At 46.5% G+C, this 21,701-nt stretch carries 17 protein-coding genes; 7 read left to right on the top strand and 10 right to left on the bottom strand.

Going from position 1 to position 21,701, the window contains the following annotated elements; translation table 11 throughout:
* The first annotated feature begins 89 nt into the window (after positions 1 to 89).
* Complete coding sequence (locus tag DF182_RS12230) at positions 90 to 524, top strand: very short patch repair endonuclease (protein ID WP_113615898.1); 435 nt, start codon at positions 90 to 92, stop codon at positions 522 to 524.
* Entirely contained in the window at positions 511 to 1,776 is a 1,266-nt protein-coding gene (locus tag DF182_RS12225) for a DNA cytosine methyltransferase (RefSeq protein WP_113615897.1), read from the top strand. The genes DF182_RS12230 and DF182_RS12225 overlap by 14 nt, the downstream gene beginning before the upstream one ends.
* Before the next feature lie 67 nt (positions 1,777 to 1,843).
* On the opposite strand, the gene DF182_RS12220 is transcribed toward DF182_RS12225, so the two are convergent.
* Positions 1,844 to 3,697, bottom strand: a complete 1,854-nt coding sequence (locus tag DF182_RS12220) for an ABC transporter ATP-binding protein (protein ID WP_113615896.1) — start codon at positions 3,695 to 3,697, stop codon at positions 1,844 to 1,846.
* Positions 3,698 to 3,780: 83 nt separating this feature from the next.
* Positions 3,781 to 5,259 carry an aspartyl protease family protein gene (locus DF182_RS12215; RefSeq protein WP_147243423.1) on the bottom strand — a complete coding sequence of 493 codons (1,479 nt, stop codon included), beginning with the start codon at positions 5,257 to 5,259 and terminating at the stop codon, positions 3,781 to 3,783.
* A gap of 323 nt (positions 5,260 to 5,582) precedes the next feature.
* Here DF182_RS12215 and DF182_RS12210 point away from each other — a divergent pair, with 323 nt between their 5' ends.
* Together DF182_RS12210 and DF182_RS12205 are read left to right on the top strand one after the other, a co-directional pair.
* The gene (locus DF182_RS12210) at positions 5,583 to 6,803 is read left to right on the top strand and encodes a glycosyltransferase family 87 protein (RefSeq protein ID WP_113615894.1); all 1,221 of its coding nucleotides are present in this window, start codon (positions 5,583 to 5,585) and stop codon (positions 6,801 to 6,803) included.
* Positions 6,804 to 7,364: 561 nt separating this feature from the next.
* Positions 7,365 to 9,647: a GH92 family glycosyl hydrolase gene (locus tag DF182_RS12205; RefSeq protein WP_113615893.1), complete on the top strand. Its 2,283-nt coding sequence runs from the start codon at positions 7,365 to 7,367 to the stop codon at positions 9,645 to 9,647.
* A 69-nt stretch (positions 9,648 to 9,716) separates the two neighbouring features.
* Here the strand turns inward: DF182_RS12205 and DF182_RS12200 are convergent, their stop codons facing one another.
* The 4 genes from DF182_RS12200 to DF182_RS12185 all read right to left on the bottom strand — a co-directional run bounded on the left by DF182_RS12200 (position 9,717) and on the right by DF182_RS12185 (position 14,541).
* Entirely contained in the window at positions 9,717 to 10,802 is a 1,086-nt protein-coding gene (locus tag DF182_RS12200) for a family 10 glycosylhydrolase (protein WP_113615892.1), read from the bottom strand.
* 5 nt (positions 10,803 to 10,807) lie between these two features.
* A complete protein-coding gene (locus DF182_RS12195; RefSeq protein WP_113615891.1) occupies positions 10,808 to 11,932 on the bottom strand; it encodes a carbohydrate-binding family 9-like protein in 1,125 nt (374 codons plus the stop codon).
* Positions 11,904 to 12,305, bottom strand: coding sequence for a GxxExxY protein (locus tag DF182_RS12190; protein ID WP_113615890.1), 402 nt, complete (start codon positions 12,303 to 12,305; stop codon positions 11,904 to 11,906). The genes DF182_RS12195 and DF182_RS12190 overlap by 29 nt, the downstream gene beginning before the upstream one ends.
* A gap of 190 nt (positions 12,306 to 12,495) precedes the next feature.
* Positions 12,496 to 14,541, bottom strand: a complete 2,046-nt coding sequence (locus DF182_RS12185) for a M13 family metallopeptidase (protein ID WP_113615889.1) — start codon at positions 14,539 to 14,541, stop codon at positions 12,496 to 12,498.
* A gap of 122 nt (positions 14,542 to 14,663) precedes the next feature.
* Between DF182_RS12185 and DF182_RS12180 the strand changes: the two genes are divergently transcribed.
* The 3 genes from DF182_RS12180 to DF182_RS12170 all read left to right on the top strand — a co-directional run bounded on the left by DF182_RS12180 (position 14,664) and on the right by DF182_RS12170 (position 16,523).
* The gene (locus tag DF182_RS12180) at positions 14,664 to 15,851 is read left to right on the top strand and encodes a DUF5009 domain-containing protein (protein ID WP_113615888.1); all 1,188 of its coding nucleotides are present in this window, start codon (positions 14,664 to 14,666) and stop codon (positions 15,849 to 15,851) included.
* 156 nt (positions 15,852 to 16,007) lie between these two features.
* Positions 16,008 to 16,247 carry a hypothetical protein gene (locus DF182_RS12175; protein ID WP_113615887.1) on the top strand — a complete coding sequence of 80 codons (240 nt, stop codon included), beginning with the start codon at positions 16,008 to 16,010 and terminating at the stop codon, positions 16,245 to 16,247.
* A gap of 24 nt (positions 16,248 to 16,271) precedes the next feature.
* A complete protein-coding gene (locus tag DF182_RS12170) occupies positions 16,272 to 16,523 on the top strand; it encodes a hypothetical protein (protein ID WP_113615886.1) in 252 nt (83 codons plus the stop codon).
* On the opposite strand, the gene DF182_RS12165 is transcribed toward DF182_RS12170, so the two are convergent.
* Genes DF182_RS12165 through DF182_RS12150 form a run of 4 tightly spaced genes read right to left on the bottom strand, consistent with a single transcriptional unit; the run spans position 16,524 to position 21,693 of the window.
* Positions 16,524 to 18,413, bottom strand: a complete 1,890-nt coding sequence (locus tag DF182_RS12165) for a monovalent cation:proton antiporter-2 (CPA2) family protein (protein WP_113615885.1) — start codon at positions 18,411 to 18,413, stop codon at positions 16,524 to 16,526.
* Positions 18,414 to 18,415: 2 nt separating this feature from the next.
* Positions 18,416 to 19,021, bottom strand: coding sequence for an NAD(P)H-dependent oxidoreductase (locus tag DF182_RS12160; protein WP_113615884.1), 606 nt, complete (start codon positions 19,019 to 19,021; stop codon positions 18,416 to 18,418).
* 10 nt (positions 19,022 to 19,031) lie between these two features.
* Positions 19,032 to 20,882 (bottom strand): chloride channel protein, encoded by a 1,851-nt coding sequence (locus DF182_RS12155; protein ID WP_113615883.1) that lies wholly within the window; start codon positions 20,880 to 20,882, stop codon positions 19,032 to 19,034.
* Positions 20,883 to 20,898: 16 nt separating this feature from the next.
* A complete protein-coding gene (locus DF182_RS12150) occupies positions 20,899 to 21,693 on the bottom strand; it encodes a transglutaminase-like domain-containing protein (protein ID WP_245957422.1) in 795 nt (264 codons plus the stop codon).
* Between the last annotated feature and the right edge of the window lie 8 nt (positions 21,694 to 21,701).

Below are 21,701 nucleotides of genomic sequence, written 5' to 3'. Positions count from 1 at the left end.
TAATACAGCACAATGAAATGAATAGGGAAAGCAAAGAAGAGAGCTAATACGATTCAGCTATCCTGCAGGTATGAATATATCAATCACATATGGCAGATGTTCATGACAGGGAAACGCGTAGTTTCAATATGAGCCGCATCAAAGGCAAGAATACAAAGCCTGAGATGATGGTACGGAAATTTCTGTTTGCAAATGGATTCAGATTCAGAATACATGTTAAAGAGCTTCCCGGAAAACCGGATATAGTGCTTCCGAAATATAAAACGGTAATCTTCGTTCATGGCTGTTTCTGGCATGGACATGCCGGGTGTAAATACTTTGTTGTTCCTAAAACAAAAACAGAGTGGTGGCTGAATAAGATCAATGGAAATATTAGAAATGATCAGAAATATCATGCCTTATTATTGGAAAAAGGTTGGAAAGTTATATATATTTGGGAGTGTGGGTTGAAACCCGGGAATATTCAGCAAACTCTTGTTAACTTGCCCCCAGAAATACTATCTTCCAAAGATGAATTATATTGACTTATTTGCAGGTGCCGGCGGTCTCTCTGAAGGTTTTTTGAGACAGGGATATAACCCTATAGCACATGTCGAGATGGATGAAGGAGCCTGCTATTCTTTAAAAACACGTGTAGCTTATTATCACCTGAAGAAAAGAGGCAAATTTGATATCTATGTAAAATATTTAAAAGGAGAGATTACAAGAAAGGAATTATATGAGAAAGTTCCGGAGCACTTATTGAATAGTGTAATCAATCTCCCCATTGGTGCAGAGTACAACGCAAAAATATATAAAGAAATAGACAGAGAACTGGGAGACAGGAGTGTTGATCTAATTATCGGAGGTCCCCCTTGTCAGGCTTATTCTCTTGTTGGAAGAGCCAGGTCTGCCAATAATATGAAAGGGGATAAAAGAAATTATCTGTATGTCTATTATGCAAAATTCCTTGAAAGATATAAACCCAAAATGTTTGTTTTTGAAAATGTTTATGGGTTGGAGTCTGCAGGTGGAGGTATATATCTGCAGAATATGGAGAAGTTGTTTTTGAAGACGGGGTACAAAATGCAAATATTTCATCTGGAGGCGAATAATTTTGGAGTACTTCAGAACAGAAAAAGGATAATCATAATCGGGTGGCAGGAAGATCTCGAGCTGGTATTGCCTAAACTTGAATTGGTGCATATTCCCCTGAGTTGCTTTGTGAAGGACATATTCAGGGATTTACCCAAAATCAGTGCCGGGGAAGGGCTTGATAAATTCCAGAAATATAGGGGAAAACCTAATTCCTACCTTGAAACAAATAAGATCAGAAATGGGATTGATGTACTGACTCAGCATGTTGCGAGACCTCATACAGAGCAGGATAAGGAAATATACCGCATTGCGGTAACAAAATGGAACGAAAATCAGGAACGGCTAGACTATAATGACCTGCCGGATCATCTGAAAACACATAACAACCGGCATTCTTTTTTTGACAGATTTAAAGTTGTTGCGGGAGATTTGGCATCGTCACATACGGTGGTTGCTCATATTGCGAAAGATGGCCATTACTATATTCACCCTGATATTGAACAGAACCGCTCTATCTCCGTCAGAGAAGCTGCCAGATTGCAGTCTTTTCCGGATGATTATTACTTTGAAGGGGTTAAACCAGGAGGAAGCCGGACAGCAGCATTTAAACAAATAGGAAATGCTGTACCCCCTCTTATGGCAGCTGAATTAGCGAAACGTCTGAAGAGATTTTTCCTGGCAAAGAACCAGACTAAATAACCGGTTAGGAAGAACAATGATTGAAGAGTTTTAAAAGAGAAGCTATCGGCTTCTCTTTTTTGTTATATCACTTATACCCTGCGGCCTGCAACTCAAACAACTCTGCATACTTCCCTTTTCGCTCCAGCAGCTCTTCATGACTGCCTATCTCCGCCAGTTGACCCTTTTCGAGTACGAGTATACGATTAGCCATACGTACGGTGGAGAACCGGTGTGATATCAACACGGCGGTCTTATCTTTCGTCAGATCTGCAAAGCGTAGGAATACATTGTATTCGGCACGGGCATCGAGTGCGGAAGTGGGTTCATCAAGGATAAGCAGCTGGGCATCTTTCATATACGCACGTGCCAGGGCTATTTTCTGCCATTCACCGCCGGAGAGATCAATTCCTTGATTAAAGCGACGGCCGAGCATCTGCTCATACCCGAGAGGCATTTTTTCGATGAGGGGTTCAGCCAGACTTTGACGGGCCGCATCCTGTATCAGCGAAAGGTTATGTCCCTGATCAATGTTGCCGACGGCGATATTCTGGGCTACTGTCATCTGGTAGCGTTGATAGTCCTGGAAGATAACGCCAACCTGCGTACGAAGTTCATTGAGATCGTATTCACAGAGGTCTACGCCGTCGAGGAGAATGCGGCCTTCGGCCGGATCGTATAGGCGTGCGAGTAGTTTGACGAGAGTTGTTTTACCGGCACCGTTCTCTCCTACCAGTGCAAGCTTTTCACCAGCATGCAGGGTGAAGTTAAGGTGACGGATAGCCCATTTATCGGAGTTATGATATTTAAAACCTACATCTTCAAAAGTGAATCCCTGCTGTATTGGGTGAGGAAAAGGCCGGGGATGTTTGGGAGAAGTCATCCGGGGTTGTATCTCGAAAAACTCGAAAAGATCTCTGAGGTACATGGCGCCCTGTGTGACACTGGAAAAGCGTATCAGGATGCCCTGGAAGGTAGTACGCAGCTGGCGGAAGGAGCCGGCCAGGAACGCGAGACTACCGATAGAAAGCCCGCCACTGATCGTTTGCAGGATGATGATGATATAAGCGGTATAATAACCGGCACTGCCCAGTAAGGCAAAGAAAGTGCCCCAGATGGCATGCCTCGATTCCAGGTCCTTTTTATCATTATAGAACTTATCGGATATCACACGGAAACGCTGAATAAGAAAATCTGACAGATTAAATACCTTGACCTCCTTAGCTGTTTCGTCGCTGGCGCCGAGGTAGCGTATATAATCCAGTTCCCGCCGGTCGGAAGTCTGCCCCCAGGTAAGGCGGTAATGCAGATGATTAAAATGTGATTCGTTCAGAAAGGCGGGGATAACCGCTACCAGCAACAGTAATATCAGCCAGGGGTTGAACACAATCAGCCCGGCGGCCAGAAAGCCCATGGTGATAAGGTCCTGCACCTGACTGAGGACTTGTGAAAGCAGGATAGTCCGGCCAATGGTTTGTTGACGGGCCCGTTCCAGTTTATCGTAAAATTCAGAATCTTCAAACTGATCAAGATCCAGTGAGGCGGCATGCTCCATGAGTTTTACGGAGGTGTGGTTGGCTACCAGATCTCCCAGGAGGCTGTCCATCAGTGTGATAGCTCTGCTAAGGGCGTCGGAAAGTATGGCGAGTCCGAATTCGAGGGCTACCAGCTGCCACAGCAGCTGCGGGGTTGGGTGGATTTGATCTTTGGAGATAAGCACTACTTCGTCAATGATCATCTTGCCTACGTACAACAGTGATACCGGCATGGCAGACTGTGCGATACGCAACAGGATATTGGCAATCGTTAATCCGGGGCTGGTTTGCCATACCATCCTGAAAAAGGCAGGGATATTACGCAGGGCGGCCAGCCGTTCCTGAAAAGTTAATCTGTCTTCTGCTGCCCGTGCTCGTTTCTTATGTTTAGTGCCATACTTATTCATAAGATTAATTTACGTAAAAATGTCATGCAACGTGCTATACAGAAAAGACGCAAAGGTCGTACCCTTTGCGTCTTCCAGAACAACTATTCTATCTCTGTTTTCCAGGGTTTATTAAGATTCGGTTTTTTTATCTCTATCTGTATCGGCGCATTTTTCCAGTCGAGAGTATATTTCCTAATGTTCTCTACATCCAATAGATCGGCGGATTTGACACCATTGATGCTCAGTATCAGATCATTAACAGCAATGCCACTGCTGGCGGCAGACGTTTCGGGCATGATCTGTTTCACACGCAATTCACCGTTGCTGAAGCCCCAGAGGGTATTATGCAGCCAGAAATCAGACGGCACTGCGTAGTTTTTATTGGGAGTAAGATAAAACTGCCGGTCGGCCAGATTGATGATACAATTGAATTTCTGAATCAGTGTTATACCGAAGCTGCCGTCGCCGCTGGGTGACCAGCGCTCATCTCCTTCTCTGTAGGATTGCAGGGTGCCGATAAAATGATTCAGCTGTTTACTACCGATCTGAAGCGATTCGAAAATACCGTTGCTGACATTGGATGTATGACCCATGCTGTAGTTGGTACTTTGATAGAGTGTGTGGAAACCTTCCTCCAGTTTGTTACGGTGTACAGATGGCCCGAAGAGAATCAGCGGATAGCCGGCACCGGTATCAAAGTGGAAGTTGCCGTTCAACGTTTTGCCGCTGTTGAGTTTTACGGTTCCTTGTATACCAGGCACACCGGCGCTGAAGTCCAGTGGTACCAGGGCACCACCGGTAGGATAGGTAAATTTCCCCAACGTGTAGAGCCGGATTTCAGATTTATCGAAATCTATTTCAGTGATATAGTTACGGAGGAAGTTACCGCCAAACAGACCGTCGAGGTCGCCATCAAAACGGGGAAAGATGGCGCTGTTCTGCTGCCGGATAGCGAGCGTATCAAAATGCATAGTGAGGCCGGTAGCGATGCCTACCTGTGTGGAGGCGCCTACTACGCTGGTCTGTTGCTGCCGGCTGGCCTGGATGCCTATTTCATCAGCGACTTCTTTTTTAATACCCATACCATCGGCGCCGGTGTCGAAGAGGAAGCGTAGTACCCGTTTGCTGTCGTTAAGGGTAAGCTTTACTACTATTTTACCTTTGTCAAATTCAAACGGTACTACCGCCGCCAGCCGGGAGGGATTGGAGAGATTGACACCAAATAGCTGGTCAAAGAAGGGAATCCTGGCAATCTTACCGCTGCTGTCCAGCTGGATGGTGGATTCAAAAGACTTCTTTTTATAGTAATATTTCAGGGAGATGTTTTTGTTGTCTTCTTTCAGGTAGACGAGTTTTTCCAGTGTATCGTAGGAAGACAGTACCTGCCCTAGCATACCATAAGCCTGACTGCTACCGTATATGCCTACACGGAAATCTTCTGAGAGGTAAGGTTTAATAGTGGCCGGATTCCTTTCCTGGATGGCTTTTTCCATGGTGTTGACAAGTTGTGTCGACTTTTGAGCAAAAGCGAACACAGTGAAACAGGCCAGCAGGCCTGTACACATGATTGGTTTTTTCACGTTCTTTTCCTTTTAATGGTGGTTGGTGGGCGAATTTATTGCAAATATTCAGGAGTCCGGTTGCCATTCATACATTTCGCTATCTTTGTGCCCGCGAATGCAAAAAAATACGATTACATGGTAGCACTTTTTGTTTTTGTCATGGCCGTAGCCATTCTGGTTATCGGAGGCGCCATAACCGCCATCAACCTGCAATCCAGGCAGTGGTCTTCTTCTGAAGAATAGTTGTCATCCGCAGAATACCTGAATAATTGTGGTCCTTCAATAGAGGGATAAGGCTGATTATTGCGTCACATAAGCATATTATAGTATTTGAACCTACGATGAAGTACATAGCTGCGCGGGAGAAAAGGAACCTGCTGACGTATTTAGGAGAAAAGGAATGGTTGATCATGTTCCTGTGGTTTGGGTTGGCATTTGTTGGAGCCATCACGGAAATCTCAAGAGGGAATATCAATAACTTCCTCATTTTCAAGAATGTATTTTTCCATCTGATACATCAGCAACCGTTATATATCGAATATCCGCAGGAATACTACGATGTAAACCTGTACGGTCCGGTATTCAGTGTTGTCATAGCTCCTTTTGCAGGGCTGGAGACAAGACTGGGCGCTTTACTGTGGGCACTCACCGGTGCCGGCGTGTTGTATTATGCTATCCGGCAGTTACCGCTTAACCGTATTCAGCAAAATATTATACTCCTGCTCTGTACCCAGGAACTGATGGGCGCCAGCGGATGGTTTCAGATGAACCAGTTTGTAGGAGCATTCATCATCCTTACCTTCACTTCCATTGTCAAAGGAAAGGATATGTGGGCCGCGTTTTTTATCGTACTCGGCACGCTCACAAAGATCTACGGGATTGTTGGACTGGCCTTCTTCTTTTTTAGTAGTAACCCCAAACGCTTGATAGGCGGGCTTTTCCTGTGGGGTGGTATTATGCTTGCATTACCGATGCTGATTTCCAGCCCTCAGTATGTGATTAACTGTTATTATGAATGGTATGCTGCCCTGGCACATAAGAATACCCTGAACGAAGCCGTGACAACCGTTTTCCAGGATATTTCTGCCGGAGGTTTTATCAAAAGGGTATTTCATATTCCCTGGTTGAGCAATACCTATGTGCTGATACCGGCGATAATCATCTTCCTGGCTCAGTATATCATGCTGCGTTACCGTTATAACTCCCGTTACCGTTTATACATTTTGTGCTCTGTGCTGATGTTCCCGGTACTGTTTAGTACCAGCTCAGAATCACCTACCTACATTATCGCCATCCCGGCTATTTGTATCTGGTACGTGATGCAGCCGTCTACCCGGGCCAATAATATATTCCTGTTTTTTGCCATATTGCTGGTAAGCTTCTCCCACTCCGATGTGGTAACGCCCTGGGTGAGAAAGAACCTCGCGGTGCCTTATGCGCTGAAGGCCTTGCCTTGTTTGGTGTTATGGCTGATGATTGCGTATGAAATCTTTACCAGGAAGTTTCTAGTGAAACCACCTAAGCCTGAGGTAGCTGCCCCTGTACTGGAGCCGGCAGCCTAGGCATAAGGAACGGGGATATGCCAACGATATCGCTTTTACGCCAACTTATAGACGAAATGGCCACATGCCCAGGCATGTGGCCATATTTTTTTATCAGATTTCCCTGGAACAGCCTGCTAATAGTACTGTTTAGCTTTTAGGATCAAAAACACCAACTTCCTGCAGTGTCCTCTCTGCTAACAATCCTGCTTCGCTTTCTGGAATATCAAAGCATCAACATTCTGGAGTTGCCTCCTTATTGCCAATCCTGTTTAGCTGTTAGCCATCACCAGGTTTGGTACCGCCCGACCCCATCATTTGATAGGAGAAATAGCCTGTTACGCTGATGAGCTGTTGATCCATGCTCCGCGCCCTTATACCCCGTTCCCTCTGCCTTCTGCCCTATTAAAATCATCTTCAGCAGCTACTAAGCGTTCCTACCTATCTCCGCTTTTTTTTGTTAATACCATTAACAAAAAAGTCATTTTCCCAACGCCCAGAGCCCTACTCTTTCCATTCACAAAAAAAATGTTAAAAAAGTTATCCTGACCCCGTATATTAGCTTGCTAAAAGGATTTAGTTATGAACATGGGATTTAGGATCGGTGGCGCGCTGACCCTGTCGGCTATGATGCTCAACAGCATTGAAGCCGATGCACAGAAAAAGCCCGCCAAAGGCTTCAGCGAAAGCAGATCGGTAGCAGCAGTAGACCCGTACATCGGCTCTGGTGGCCATGGACACGTATTCGTAGGTGCCAGCGTACCCTACGGTGCAGTGCAGGTAGGACCTACCAACATCGTTAAAGGTTGGGACTGGTGCTCCGGATACCACTACTCCGACAGCGTTGTAATCGGCTTCTCCCAGATGCACCTCAGCGGCACCGGTATCGGTGACCTGGGCGATGTGCTGATCATGCCTTATACCGGTAAAGTCCGCACCAACCGTGGTACACAGGACAACCCGACTTCCGGCTACGGCTCCCACTATTCTCATGCCCGCGAAAAAGCCCGTCCCGGTTATTACGCGGTAAAACTGGATGACTACAACATCGACGTAGAACTGACCGCTACTGAAAGAGTAGCCCTGCATAAATACACCTTTCCTAAAAACGAACCTTCCAACATCATCATCGATCTGAAAGAAGGTATCGGCTGGGACGGCCCGGTAGAAACATACATCCACCAGGTGGATGACTACACGCTGGAAGGTTACCGCTTCTCCAAAGGCTGGTCGGAAGACCAACGGGTATGGTTTACCATCAAGTCTTCTGTACCGGTAAAACAGTTTATGGTCTTCGATGGCGAGACTAAAAATGAAGGCAAATCCCTGAAAGGTAAAAACGTAAAAGGTGTTATTTCCTTTGCTAAATCTCCCGGACAGGTAATGTTAAAAGTAGGTATCTCTCCGGTGGGCAGTGCTAACGCACTTGCTAACATCAACGCGGAAATGCCGGGCTGGGATTTTACCAAAGTTGTCAACAACGCCAACGCCAAATGGGACAAAGAACTGTCTAAAGTAGATATCCACACTAAAGACGAAGCTACCCGCCGCGTGTTCTACACCGCCCTCTATCACACCATGATAGACCCTGCGCTGTTCAACGACCACAACGGCAGCTTCCGTGGCACTGATAAAAAGGTATATCCTAACCCGGGCTTCGATAATTACTCCGTTTTCTCCCTCTGGGACATCTACCGCTCTGCGGCTCCCCTGGCCACTATCCTGCATCCTGAAAAAGTGAACAGCTTCGTGAACTCTATGCTCACTATTCACAAACATCAGGGTAAACTGCCGGTATGGCCACTCATGGGCAGTGAAACCAACTGTATGGTGGGATACCACGCAGTACCGGTGATTGCTGATGCTTACCTGAAAGGATTCTCCGGTTTCAACGCTGAAGAGGCTCTGGAAGCCATGAAAGCTACTTCCATGCGCGACGACCTGGGCGTTAAATATGTGAAGGAAAGAGGATATATCCCCGCTGATAAGGAATATGAATCTGTATCCAAAGCGCTGGAATATGCCATCGACGATTGGTGCATTGCCGCCATGGCCAAAAAGATGGGTAAAAAGGAAGATTACGAATACTATAAAAAACGTGCTTCCTACTACAAAAACTATTTCGATAGCACCATGAAATTTGTACGTCCTCGCCTGAGTGATGGCAGTTTCAAAACACCATATGATCCGTTCAACTCCATCCACGAAAAAGGTGACTTCACCGAAGGTAACGGCTGGCAATATACCTGGCTGGTACCTCACGACGTAGAAGGACTGATCGGCCTGATGGGCGGCGATGAAGCTTTTACACATAAACTCGACAGCCTTTTCACTGCAAAAGGTGATATGGGTGTACAGGCTTCCGATGATATCTCCGGCCTTATCGGTATGTACGCGCATGGCAACGAACCTAGCCACCACGTTACCTATATGTATGCTTTCGCGGGCAACCAGTGGAAGACTGCAGAAAAGGTAAGACAGGTGATGAAGGATTTTTATTTCGATCAGCCTGAAGGCCTCGCCGGTAATGAAGACTGTGGCGCGATGTCATCCTGGTACGTGTTTTCTTCCCTGGGCTTCTACCCTGTTAACCCGGCCAACGGTGTTTACGTAATGGGCAGCCCTCTGTTTGATAAAGCCACACTGAAACTGCAGGGAGGTAAATCATTTACCGTTCAAACAATCAATAACAGCAGCGAAAATATCTACATTCAAAGTATTACACTTAACGGAAAACCCTATACGAAAAGTTTTATCACTCACCAGGACCTGGTGAAAGGTGGTACAATGGTCGTAACGATGGGCAACAAACCGAATTACAACTTTGGTAAGAATGTAGCAGACAGACCTGCAAATGTTTTATAATATCTGTTAGAAGTAGTAGGGAATTAGTGATGTTGATTGACGTCACTAATTCCCAATTTTTTTCTTCACTTACACACTCTCTCCCAATACCTGCAATACTTCCGGAGTCACAGCACCGAAGATCGAAACCCCGGCAGCTCCATTATCAATAGCCAGTTTCACGGCTTCCCGCAGATCATTGTAATTGTTATGGAAGTCAGGCAGGAAAAGCCCCGCATACAGTGGAAATGCACCATGCAGTGTTTTAACCCCTTCCGCTACAGCATCTCCTATCCAGGTAATATTTTCCCGGTAGAATCCATGATAGATCATCGGCATAACGGCATTCAGCGGCCAGTTGGTCCAGTCTTGCCTTACAATACGTTTGGCAATTTCTGGTGTTGGAAATACTGCTGCTGAAATAGGTTTTTTATGCTCCTTTGCTACCTGCGCCAGATTTTTTACAACATTGGTAATGCGGTCGTAGCGGAACTTGCGCCAGGAAGGACTTTGGTCCGGATGTTCCAATTCCAGCGGATCTTTACCGTAAGCGGATTTATAAGCACTGCGGCAATCGTTGCAGTAACAGAAATCGTATTCCGGCAGCTCTCTGGACTGATCAATGCCATAGTTGCTCCACAAGTTTACCGGCAGGATCACATCACAGAAACGGACATAATCCAGATGAATGCCATCTACATAATCTTTGGAAAGGAACTGTTGTACCTGTGATTTGAGGTAGTTCACCACTTCCGGTTTACTCGGACATAACCAGCGATAGTAGTCTACATAAGGCGGGTGGTTGGCGCAGGATTCGCCTTTACGGTTGATGGCATACCATTCCGGGTGGCTGGCCAGCAGTTCTTTTTCTCCGCGGTTCATGGTCCACATCCAGCGGTGTGCTTTGATACCGTTGGCTTTGGCGGCTTTGAAATGCACTTCGCTGTCTGCTTCAAAGAAAAGATCAGTGATACCGGCTTTGCGGTAAGTAGCATAACGTTTTTGCAGATCGGCTGCTTTTTCTTTTGGATCAGGATTGATCCATACGCGGTGTTGTACACCGATTTTTTCCATTGACTGCGGCTTTTCGGCAGTAGCGGCGCTGGCAGGAAGCGATGGTTTGGCAAGGGCAAGTCCTCCGATGCCTAATGCTTTGATGAAATGACGTTTATTCATAGCTGTTATTTTCTTTCGGTGGTGATACGACCTTCCTGGTTGATACGAATAATGCCATTGAAGGTATTGCCTTGAATGCTGGCATTGAACTGGGAGCTGATGCCTTCCATTTGCAGGGAATATACGGCTCCGTCGGCAGTGGTTTGTTTGGCGGGCACTTTCAGCTCTTGCAGGCTGCTGGCGAATTTACGATGGCTTAGCCAGTACTGCAGTTGTTGATGGTAGATGTTCCACAGGTAACGTTTGGCGGGTTCAGTGGCTGGCATCTGGAAGTTGACCGTTTTTCCTCCGGTGGGTTGTGTACTGAACTGCAGGTATCCCCATCTCTCAGGAGCATGCATGTTGATGATTTCCTGTGGCGACCATACCCAGTTGTTTTCCGGTTTTTTTAGTTTGACGTACTGATTGTCTTCTACTTTGGTATCCCATTCTACCCTGGAGAAGTTAATGCGCCAGATGGTGCTGTCAGCAGGCCGGCGTACATCGTTGAAAAAGCGCAGGGCATTGAAAGGGATGGCCATTTCCACAGTCCATTCCTTGTCTTCGTCGTTGGGCTGGTTGAGTGTACCGTTTATATGAACGGCGGTCTTTACGCCTTTAGTATCCCAGTTGAGCAAAGCGTTACCACCATTGCGGTAAGGTTTGTTCATAAACAGGTCCATCACGGTGTTGTATGCATTGATTTCCAGTTCAAAATACTGGTGCGTATCACCATCAGGATCGATAAATACTTCAAAATCATTATCATGAAAGATGATGGCATCATGTTCTTTCAGCGTAGCCCAGATATGGGGCTCCTGCATGACGGCTGCAATGTAGAGGTAGTGCTGGTCCCACATCATTTTTACCTGGGTACGCAGCGGTGGTTTAGGTTTGGCATTACCTTCAATATCGGTGAAGTCTTCAGTCCAGGGCACTTGCTGCCAGGCTGTTTCAGACAGTTTTCCGTCAATGGAAATACTGTCATTGGTTTGATAACAGATGTAATGGCGCGGTGTTCCGGTAAATGGTTTGAAGGATTCTGAAAAAGTCTGTCCCATCACTGTAACTGTGATAGATGTGATGAGACTGATGAAGATGATAATGGCACGGGTTAATACCTTACGAGGGTAATGGTTTGAACTTGTCATTTTTTAAACGTTTGAATTCCAGTCTGCTGGCTCCGAAATTTATTAGCAATCCAATTTCAATATTATGAGCCTCAAGATAATTAAATGTTTGAGCAATGTGTGCATTATCTGTATTAAGTATAGCTTTCAATTCTACGACCACCACTCCTTCTACTATAAAATCAGCCCTTCTTGTTCCTACCAATTGCCTATCATAAAATATAGGCATTCCTTTTTCCTGTTCAAATGAAATCCCATTCTTATTCATCTCAATAGCCAATGCCCGCTGATAAACAATTTCCAGAAATCCATTCCCCAGTGTACTATGTACAGTCATGGCACATCCAATTATTTTGCTGGTCAATTCAGAGTAAGCATAATTCGGGTTAATCATAAAGATATTTTGTGGTTAACAATACAGATCAAAAAACAATCAAAAAATCAAAAATCAAAAATCAAAAATCAAAAAAAAAACAACACCATCAATCTACAAAAAAAACCTGATCAGGAAAAATCCCGATCAGGTCTCAAAAATTAATCTTCGCTCATCAGGAGCATCAGAAAAATCATATCTATCACCGTTGTTACCAGATCCGTACCCGCGCACTATCCGCTCTCCACATGCCATTACCTTCTTTCACATTATACACTTTATAAAAAGCATCTACATCGCTGAAAGGTCCGTTCACTCTAAATTTAGCAGGTGAGTGAACGTCGGTGAGTACACGACGGGCGAGTTCTTCTTTTTTAGTATGGCTGAGCCATCCCAGGGAGTAACCCATGAAGAATCGCTGTGGCGGCGTATATCCGGCGATAGGTTGGTTCTTTTTGAATTGTTCTGTATGCTGGAAAGCGTCCCATCCGAGGAGGATACCGCCGAGGTCGGCGATGTTTTCACCGAGGGTGGCTTTACCATTGATGTGCTGGCTGTCTACTACAACATAGCTGTCGAATTGTCTAACCATCACGGCTGCACGCTGATTGAATTTGCTTTCATCTTCTTTGGTCCACCAGCTTTTCAGGTTACCTTCTGCATCAAATTGACGGCCTTCATCATCGAAGCCATGGGTGATTTCGTGGCCGATGGTGGAGGCGCCGGCATAGCCGTATACGAGGGCGTCATCCAGTTCTTCATCGCGTTTACCGGGAACGGTGAAGATACCGGCAGGCAGTACGATTTCGTTGTTGCTGGGGTTGTAGTAGGCGTTATACGTCTGCGGAGTCATGTCCCATTCGGTGCGGTCTACTGGTTTACCCAGTTTGTTGACAGAGTAGTTATGCCACCATTGACGGGCTGCTTTGATATTCTGAGCATAGGACTGGTCTTTGATGTCCATTGCGGAGAAGTCTTTCCATTTATCAGGATAACCTACTTTTTTGGTGATCTTCGACAGTTTGTACAGTGCTTTCTGTTTGGTGCTGTCGCTCATCCAGGTGAGGTTTTCGATGCGTGTTTTGAGGGCGCCGCGGATATCCTCCACCATGTTTTCATATCTTTTTTTGGCGGTGGCGTTGAAGAATTCTTTTACAAACAGCTGGCCCAGGGCTTCGCCGATGGCGTCTTCTTCAGTGTCCAGCACGCGCTTCCAGCGTGGTTTCTGTTTCTCCTGACCTTTGAGCAGGGTGTTGTAGAAGGCGAAGTTAGTAGCCGCGATGGTGTCGCTAAGCGATGAAGCAGCGCTGCTGATCAGGTGCCATTTAAGATAGTTTTTCCAGGTGCTGAGTGGCTGCGATTTAACGGCAGTACTGAGGGCGGTATAGAATTCAGGCTGACCAACAATGATGGTGTCAGCAAACTTACTAATGCCTTGTTGTTTGATGAAGGCGGCCCAGTCGATATTACCGGCTATTTTGTTCAGCTCTGTTACAGACATTTTGTGGTAATTGGCTTCCGGATCGCGCAGATCGGCCAGTTTACGGCTGGATTTGGCCAGCAGGGTTTCCAGCTTTACAATGTCTTCAGCGGCTGTTTTGGCGGCATTAGCATCCATACCGGTGAACTGCAGCATACGGGCGATATGAGCAGGATAAGCCTGTCTTACTTTAGTAGTACGCTCATCGGTGTTGAAGTAGTAATCGCGGTTGGGAAGTCCCAGCCCACCCTGATAAAACTGCAGGGCCATAGCTTCGCTGTTTTTGCTGTCCTGGGCAATGTAAGGACTGCACATAGCGCCGGTGTAAATGTTCTGAGTGGCGGCCAGTGCTACCAGTTCCTGTACGTTGGTAACAGCATCAATAGCTTTGAGATCTTCTTCAATTGGTTTGATACCGGCAGCATTGATAGCTACGGAGTCCATACCACTTTTCCAGAAGGAGGCTATCTTATGGGAGATGGCGTCACCTGGTTTCTCAGCAGCTTGTTCGTTGATGAGACGCAGGCGTTTGTACAGCTCTTCCTGTACGAGGTTGCCGATGCCCCAGGCGCTGTATTCTGCGGGTATAGGGTTTTGTTTGATCCATCCGCCGTTGACAAAGTCAAAATAATCTTGTGCGGGGTTGACGGTACTGTCTACATTGGCGGCCAGGATATCTGGGGTAGCTTGTTTGTCGGCAGCGGCTTTTCCCTGGTTGCAGGCACTCAGATAAGCCATACCGGCTATACTCATGCCTGTGAGCAAGTATTTCCTCATATTTGATAATGTTGTTTTAAGGCTGGAAAGATAAAGGTTTTTTGGGCAGCCCCCTTTAAAATAGACAGAATACTATTGGTTTTATATTGTATTTTGGAAGATAGTCAACCAGCTTATCCCTTATGATCAACAAACTATCCACCGGTCGTATTTTATCTATTGATGCTTTTCGCGGTATTACCATCCTGGTGATGATTTTTGTAAACAGTGTAGCGGGTGTACAGGATATTCCTGCATGGATGCAGCATGCACATGCAGAGGAAGACAGGATGACTTTTGTAGATGTGGTGTTTCCGGCATTTTTATTCATAGTAGGTATGTCGATCCCTTTTGCGATCAACAGCCGGCTGGCCAAAGGCGACAGCTTCTGGCAGCTGCAGCGGCATATCCTGTGGCGTACACTGGGACTGCTGGTACTGGGCGTATTTATGGTGAATACCGGCGGGTTGAATGCTGCTGCTACCGGCATCAGCATGGCTGTATGGGCATTGTTGTTTTATGTAAGTGTGGTGCTGGTATGGAATGTATATACGTTCAAAAAAAGCTGGATAACGTGGTGCTTCAAAGGAGCCGGAATCATATCCCTGATCGTGTTGGGTTGTATATACCGGGGTGGTGATGATGGAAGCCATTATCTTACGCCGCAGTGGTGGGGAATTCTGGGGCTCATCGGCTGGGCGTATTTTTATGCCTGTGTAGTATATCAACTGTTCCAAGGCAACTCCAGCGCCATTTTCCTGATGATCGCTGCTTGTACCGGTTTTTATATTTTATGCCAACAACCATTTATGAAAGAAGGAGCATTGAACTGGCTTACTTCGCAGGAAGGTAATGCTGCGCATCTTTCGATTGTGTTGTGTGGGATGCTCCTTACCTTATTTTATTTTGATGAAGACCTTGATCTGAAAGGAAGCCGGCTGGTTTCGAGGGTAACAGGTTTTGCGCTGCTGCTGGCGCTGGCGGCGTTGTGGCTGCGTCCTTCCTTCAAAATATCCAAGATCCATGCAACGCCCAGCTGGTGCCTATTCAGCGCCGCTATCTGTGTGGTGGTGTTCTCACTTTTATATTTTTTAATAGATGTAAAGCGCGTCAGCAGATGGACTTCCTTCTTCCGCCCTGCTGGTTCTAATCCTTTGCTGACCTATATATTACCTGATATTGTTTATTTCGGGATGATTGCATTGGGTCTGAGCCTGCCGGCTGTTTTACAACAAGGTCTTCCTGGAATTATCTGGTGCATGTGTTTTGCAGTGGCTATGTTATTTGTGGTAAAAGGACTCAATAAACTGCATATCCGCCTGCAACTGTAACTATCTCCCTCCTTATTTCGTTATAGCATATACGTAGTGTAGAAATTATCTGCGTATGCAACATCCGTATGCCTTGTTTATACGTAGATATGTGTGGTATTGCGTTTGTAACCATAATTCCGTGAACAATTTTTTTATCCCAAAAACAATCCACTGATGAAAAAAATAGCGATCATATTGGTGTTGGCAGGGGTGATTTTAGCTACCTTAGCACAGTATGCCTATTCAAACGACTGGATGTGGTTCAGAATCTTCCACACCCTCGGTTTCATAGGGTACATATTTATCATCAGCGGACTGGCTTATTTTTCCCTGTGGTTGATTCATCAGCTCTCCCGCGATGAAAAGAACAGAATCAGACGTTATCATCAGCAACACAGAGAAAAAGAAGCATAGGACCGCACAACACGGTTGTAAACTATGGCAACAGATACTTTTACGCTGAAGTTTGAATATAAGGGTCACCCTCATATTCTGGAAGTGAACACGCTACACCAGACCTATAAAACAGTATACAAAGTAGTTATCGGAGAACACGAAATCACCTACGAGCCCGATGAAGAAGGATATGTAAGGGCCATATCAGACAAACCCATACACGATCATCCCCGTCCGGTAGATATCGAATTATTACATCACGTGGCCGAACTCATCGTTCATCATATCCTGTAATCACGCTTCCGGCTCACCACGGACTTCATCACGGATTGACTCCGCATCCCAGCCCTGCCCCTCATCCAGCCAGGTTTTGATACGGTCGGAAGAAATGAGCTTTTCCATTTCCTCGATCCGCTCCTTCATACTATTGACATATTGTTTCTTGTCATCACGAAGAGCAGAGAGGCTTTTCAGTGTCTGTTCATCCTGACGGAAAAATGTCCGTGCTGCCCGCTCACTGTGATAGGCCCGTGCCCCCAGCATCCGCAAGGCATCTACACCCATACGCAGTGAGGTATCTACCGTCTCCCGGTAGATATGTAATACACCCAGGTCCATCAGGTCAAAGGTATCTTCTACCTGCTGGGCTCTTACCAGCAGCTGCAGATGCGGGAAATATTTACGGGCCAGCTCCACAATCTGCCGTGTCTGATCAAAGCTGTCGGTGGCTACAATCAGCAGTTTGGCATCGTTGGCCCCGGCGGCCACCAGCAGGTCATAACGGGAGGCATCACCATAATATACTTTGATGCCCAGGTTGTGCAGCGCATCCACCCTATCGGAATCCAGGTCCAGGATAGTACATTTGATACCATTAGCCCGAATAAAACGGCCTGTCATGCTGCCAAAGCGGCCAAAGCCGGCAATGATCACCGGATTTTTCTCATTGATTTCATCAGAAGATCTTTCCTCCTTGTCGGATGCCTGCCGGGTAAACTTTGGCTGTACCACTTTTTCATACAACAGCATAATCAACGGTGTAAGGGCCATGCTGATAGCAACAATAGCTGTAAGCATCGCTGTTAGCTTCTCATCCAGCAGCCTTACCTGGCTGCTGAAAGACAACAGCACAAAGGCAAACTCTCCAATATCCGCCAGGGCAAAGGCAAACAAAAGATTCTGGTCTGTACTTAGCTTGAAAATCCTCCCCAGTATCAGCAGCACAATGGCTTTCACCAGCATTAGTCCAATTACCAATCCGAATATCAGCAAGGGCTCCTGTAGTATCAGCGAAAAATCAATAGAGGCTCCTACGGCAATAAAAAACAATCCCAGTAAGAGGCCTTTGAAGGGTTCAATGTCACTCTCCAGTTCGTGCCGGTATTCACTGTTGGCCAGTACCACACCACCCAGAAAGGCTCCCAGCGCGGAACTGAGCCCTACAAGGTTCATCAGCACCGCAATGGCTACTACCATCAGCAGCGCCATGGCGGTAAACAGTTCTCGTACCCGTGTACGGGCAATGATCCGCATCAGCGGATTTACAAGGTACCTGCCGGCGATGATAATGGCGGCAACAGCTCCCAATACCACCAGGGTCTGGCCCCAGGCGGGAAGATCGTCACGAAGCGTGTGTTCATGCAGCTCCGGTGCCGCCACCACCTGAGTGGCCAGCAGCGGAAAAATGGCCAGCATGGGGATCACGGCAATATCCTGGAAAAGTAATACAGAGAAAGAGCTTTGTCCAGCTGCTGTGCTCATCCACCCTTTCTCGTTGAGTGTCTGTAAAACAATAGCGGTGGAGGACAACGACAGGATCATACCCAATGCCAGCGACGCGTTAAACGGCTGGCCCAACAGATACGCCAAACCGGCAATGGCAGCGGCACTGCCCAACACCTGAAGCCCTCCCAGCCCCAATATGGATGTACGTAACCGCCACAGCAGCGTTGGCTCCAGCTCCATCCCAATCAGAAACAACATCATCACCACCCCAAACTCCGCAAAATGCATAATATCCTCACCCTCTTTGCCAATGAATCCCAGCAAAGAAGGGCCTATGATCACTCCCGCGATAAGATAACCCAACACTGCACCCAGCCCCATCTTTTTAGCAAGAGGCACAAATACAATAGCAGCCGCCAGGTATACCATCGACTGAAATAAAAGAGAATGTTGATTCATACTTATTGGGTTTGTGATGGAAGTTGAAGGGCTTCGTTCATATAGGTCAACTGTGGCAGGACCGATAAGTCAATTTTATCATCCCGCAGCATCTCCAGCGTCTGGCGGTATCGTTTGGCTTCCTCCCGGATGTCTGCAATATCCATCCGGTGTACACCATAGATCACATAGGGGGCTGCATAGTGCATGTTGCACAATACAGCTGTTTGAGTAAAAGGTATCAGAAACTGGTGAACAGAATATTGATGTTTTCCCTCTTTATGATAACCACTTTCAGCCCCACCAGCGGAAATAATATTGGTAAAATATTTCCCTTTCAGGGCTTTGCCGGTATGACCATAGGCCCATCCATGCTCCAGCACCAGGTCCAGCCACTGCTTTACAATGGCAGGGGCGCTGTACCAATAAAAGGGATGCTGCATCAGAATGATATCATGTTTTTCGAGCAACTGCTGTTCCCTGTTAATATTGATATCCATTTCCGGATACTGTTCGTACAGATCATTAAAGGTGATGCCAGGCATCCCTTTGATGGCAGTCAGCAGCTGTGCATGCATCCTCGACTTTTCCAGCGCCGGATGCGCAAAATTGATTAATACCCTGGCCATAAATATTTGTCTATCCTTCGGAATATTCCTGTAATAACAATCGGTACTTACTGAGGATACTTGATTTGGAGATAAAACCGATCAGCTGTTTATCCTGCACCACTGGTAAGCTCCATACATGTGCCTCGTCAAATTTTTTGAGTACCAGCGTGATATTCTCTTTTAAAGATACTACTGCCGGCGGAGCTTTCATTAATTTCTTAACAGTAACGGTGTCGTATAGTTCCGGGTTGAACAGAATAGGACGGATATCATCCAGGGTAATGACCCCTTCCAGTACCTGCTGAGCATTTACGACTGCAATAATATTATGCTGCCCTTGTTTGACCAATTCAATCAGCTCCCGCAGATTACTGTTGATATCGATCTGCTGAATATCTCTTTCTACCAGCTCCTCCAGTTTCAGCATCAGCAGTATGTTACTGTCGTGCGCTTTGGTAAACACTTTCCCTTCTTCAGCCAGTAGTTTGATTTCCGGTGAGATGGGAGAAAACCATTTGGCCATCAGGTAAGAAGTAGTGGCAACTATCATCAGCGGAATAAACAAATCATAGCCGGAGCTGGACTCCGCTATCAGGAAAATGGCTGTCAGCGGGGCGTACATCACCCCAGCCATCACGCCGGCCATACCTACTATCACCAGATTAGTGACTGGTACATCTTTCAGCCCTATCTCCGAACAAAGCAGCGCAAAGAAAAAACCCAGAAAACCACCGGCAAACAGCGATGGCGCAAAATTACCGCCGTTGCCACCACTCTGAATAGTGATAGAAGTGGCAAAAGCTTTCAGTAAACAAACACAGCCTGTAAAAACCAGCAACATCCAGCTTTGTGGCGGCAGGTAGCCAAAGAAACTGTTTTGCAGGATCGTTTTACCATGACCGCCGGCCAATGATTTCACATCAGTATAACCCTCCCCGAACAAAGGCGGTAGCGCCACACAAAGAAACGATACCAGTACCCCGCCCAGCATGGCCCGCTGCAATGGGCTCCAGGAAAGACGTTTGAAGAAATGTTCTACCTTATGCGACAGCGCTACAAAATAACGGGCATAAAATCCACACAGCACACCCAGTATAATATAAAAAGGAAGGTTGTGATAGTTGAAAGGTGTACGGGATTCAAAGTGAAACAACACCTCTTCCTGTAAGATGATCTTGGAGAGCAGACTACCACAAACCGCGGCTACGATCAGTGGCATAAAATCTGAAAACACCACGCCGGTCAACAGGATCTCGAATGCAAACATCATCCCTGCGATGGGAGCATTAAAAGCAGCGGCAATACCGGCGGTGGCGCCGGCGGCCAGCAGCAATGTCCGCTCTTTATATCCCAGCGAATAGGTCCTGGCGTAGTTGGAACCCAGGGCTGCACCGGTGACGGCTATAGGGCTCTCCAGGCCGGCGGAACCACCAAGTCCTACAGTGATGGCGCTTTGTAGAATCTGTGAATACATTTTCACCGGCGGGATCAGACTCGAGTTCTGGGCTATCTCATGTAGTATGGCTGGAATCCCTTTACGCGACTGACCTTTAAAGAAAAAGATGACGACCAGGGTAGTCAATACAATTCCCAGGAACGGAAATACAACATAAAAGACAACCTGCGTGCTGAAGTGTACTTTGTAGGTAATAACATAGTGAATATAGTGTACCAGCATCTTCAGCACCACGCCTGCCAGTCCGGCGGTACAACCTACCAGGATACCGGAGAGTAACAGGAACTGGTTGCGGTTCAGTTTGTTATGCAGCCAATGTAGGATTAGCTCATAGCTTTTAGCTTTTTTTAGGCTGAACTGCTCAAAATCTCTCTTAAACCTGAAAAAGCTATGATGTTTTCGGATACGGCTAAATTGACTCATGTGGCAAATTTATGGATCACAGCTCAATCAATGCATAAACTTTATCATTCATGTATGGGCCGCCGGGATGCCGGGCGGTGTAATCCAGGTTGATCCAGTACTCGCCTTTTAATTCGTGATAATAAAGCTCCTTGATGATGGGTTTGGGAAAAAGAGTCACGATGGCCTGCTTCATAATCTCGAAATCTTCTTTACTGCCGCAGTACAGCTCCGGATACGCATGGCCTTTGATGAGTACGATACGGCAGCGGGCCCCAACAGACTGCAGACAGGAGGTCATCAAAATAGAGTGGTCATCACAATCACCTCCCAGTCCGTTCTGAATGGTTTCCTGAGGAGTGGCAAAGTACTCATCCCTGCGGGAGTCGAGTACGTATTTGAAATTATGATTGATATAACGGAAGAGTGACAGGAAGCGGGTAATCTTCCCATATTTATAAAAATACTCGTCATAATAATCCAGCGAATGTTTTACGGAGAAGTTACGGACTACAGAATCCTGATAGTTGATTTTCTCCCGCATGCCTCTTACGGTTTTATCGCGATAGCTCTCTACCCTGCGCGGGTACAAGCTGAGGATATCGAGTTGTTTGCTGTCTTTGGTACCCCAGTTGCCTTGCACCATCCCTTTGTAATCGTTCAGTACATTGGAAAAGGTATAGCTGTCCCGGTATTTGTTGATCAGCAACAGACTACATACCAACAGGAATGCGGGTATGACCAGCGGCTGGAAAACCCATCTGAGGGCATATACCAGCAGGATACTGATGATGGTAGCAACTACCAGGTCAATATGGAAACCTCCGGCCACGATGGGCG

Source organism: Chitinophaga flava, from assembly GCF_003308995.1.
Classification (GTDB): domain Bacteria; phylum Bacteroidota; class Bacteroidia; order Chitinophagales; family Chitinophagaceae; genus Chitinophaga; species Chitinophaga flava.
This window is presented reverse-complemented; position numbering and strand designations above follow the sequence as displayed.

Coding starts and splice junctions, on each gene's coding strand:
- DF182_RS12230 (WP_113615898.1), top strand. CDS start 90: ATGGCAGATGTTCATGACAGGGAAACGCGTAGTTTCAATATGAGCCGC.
- DF182_RS12225 (WP_113615897.1), top strand. CDS start 511: ATGAATTATATTGACTTATTTGCAGGTGCCGGCGGTCTCTCTGAAGGT.
- DF182_RS12220 (WP_113615896.1), bottom strand. CDS start 3,697: ATGAATAAGTATGGCACTAAACATAAGAAACGAGCACGGGCAGCAGAA.
- DF182_RS12210 (WP_113615894.1), top strand. CDS start 5,583: ATGAAGTACATAGCTGCGCGGGAGAAAAGGAACCTGCTGACGTATTTA.
- DF182_RS12205 (WP_113615893.1), top strand. CDS start 7,365: ATGAACATGGGATTTAGGATCGGTGGCGCGCTGACCCTGTCGGCTATG.
- DF182_RS12200 (WP_113615892.1), bottom strand. CDS start 10,802: ATGAATAAACGTCATTTCATCAAAGCATTAGGCATCGGAGGACTTGCC.
- DF182_RS12195 (WP_113615891.1), bottom strand. CDS start 11,932: ATGACAAGTTCAAACCATTACCCTCGTAAGGTATTAACCCGTGCCATT.
- DF182_RS12190 (WP_113615890.1), bottom strand. CDS start 12,305: ATGATTAACCCGAATTATGCTTACTCTGAATTGACCAGCAAAATAATT.
- DF182_RS12185 (WP_113615889.1), bottom strand. CDS start 14,541: ATGAGGAAATACTTGCTCACAGGCATGAGTATAGCCGGTATGGCTTAT.
- DF182_RS12180 (WP_113615888.1), top strand. CDS start 14,664: ATGATCAACAAACTATCCACCGGTCGTATTTTATCTATTGATGCTTTT.
- DF182_RS12175 (WP_113615887.1), top strand. CDS start 16,008: ATGAAAAAAATAGCGATCATATTGGTGTTGGCAGGGGTGATTTTAGCT.
- DF182_RS12170 (WP_113615886.1), top strand. CDS start 16,272: ATGGCAACAGATACTTTTACGCTGAAGTTTGAATATAAGGGTCACCCT.
- DF182_RS12165 (WP_113615885.1), bottom strand. CDS start 18,413: ATGAATCAACATTCTCTTTTATTTCAGTCGATGGTATACCTGGCGGCT.
- DF182_RS12160 (WP_113615884.1), bottom strand. CDS start 19,021: ATGGCCAGGGTATTAATCAATTTTGCGCATCCGGCGCTGGAAAAGTCG.
- DF182_RS12155 (WP_113615883.1), bottom strand. CDS start 20,882: ATGAGTCAATTTAGCCGTATCCGAAAACATCATAGCTTTTTCAGGTTT.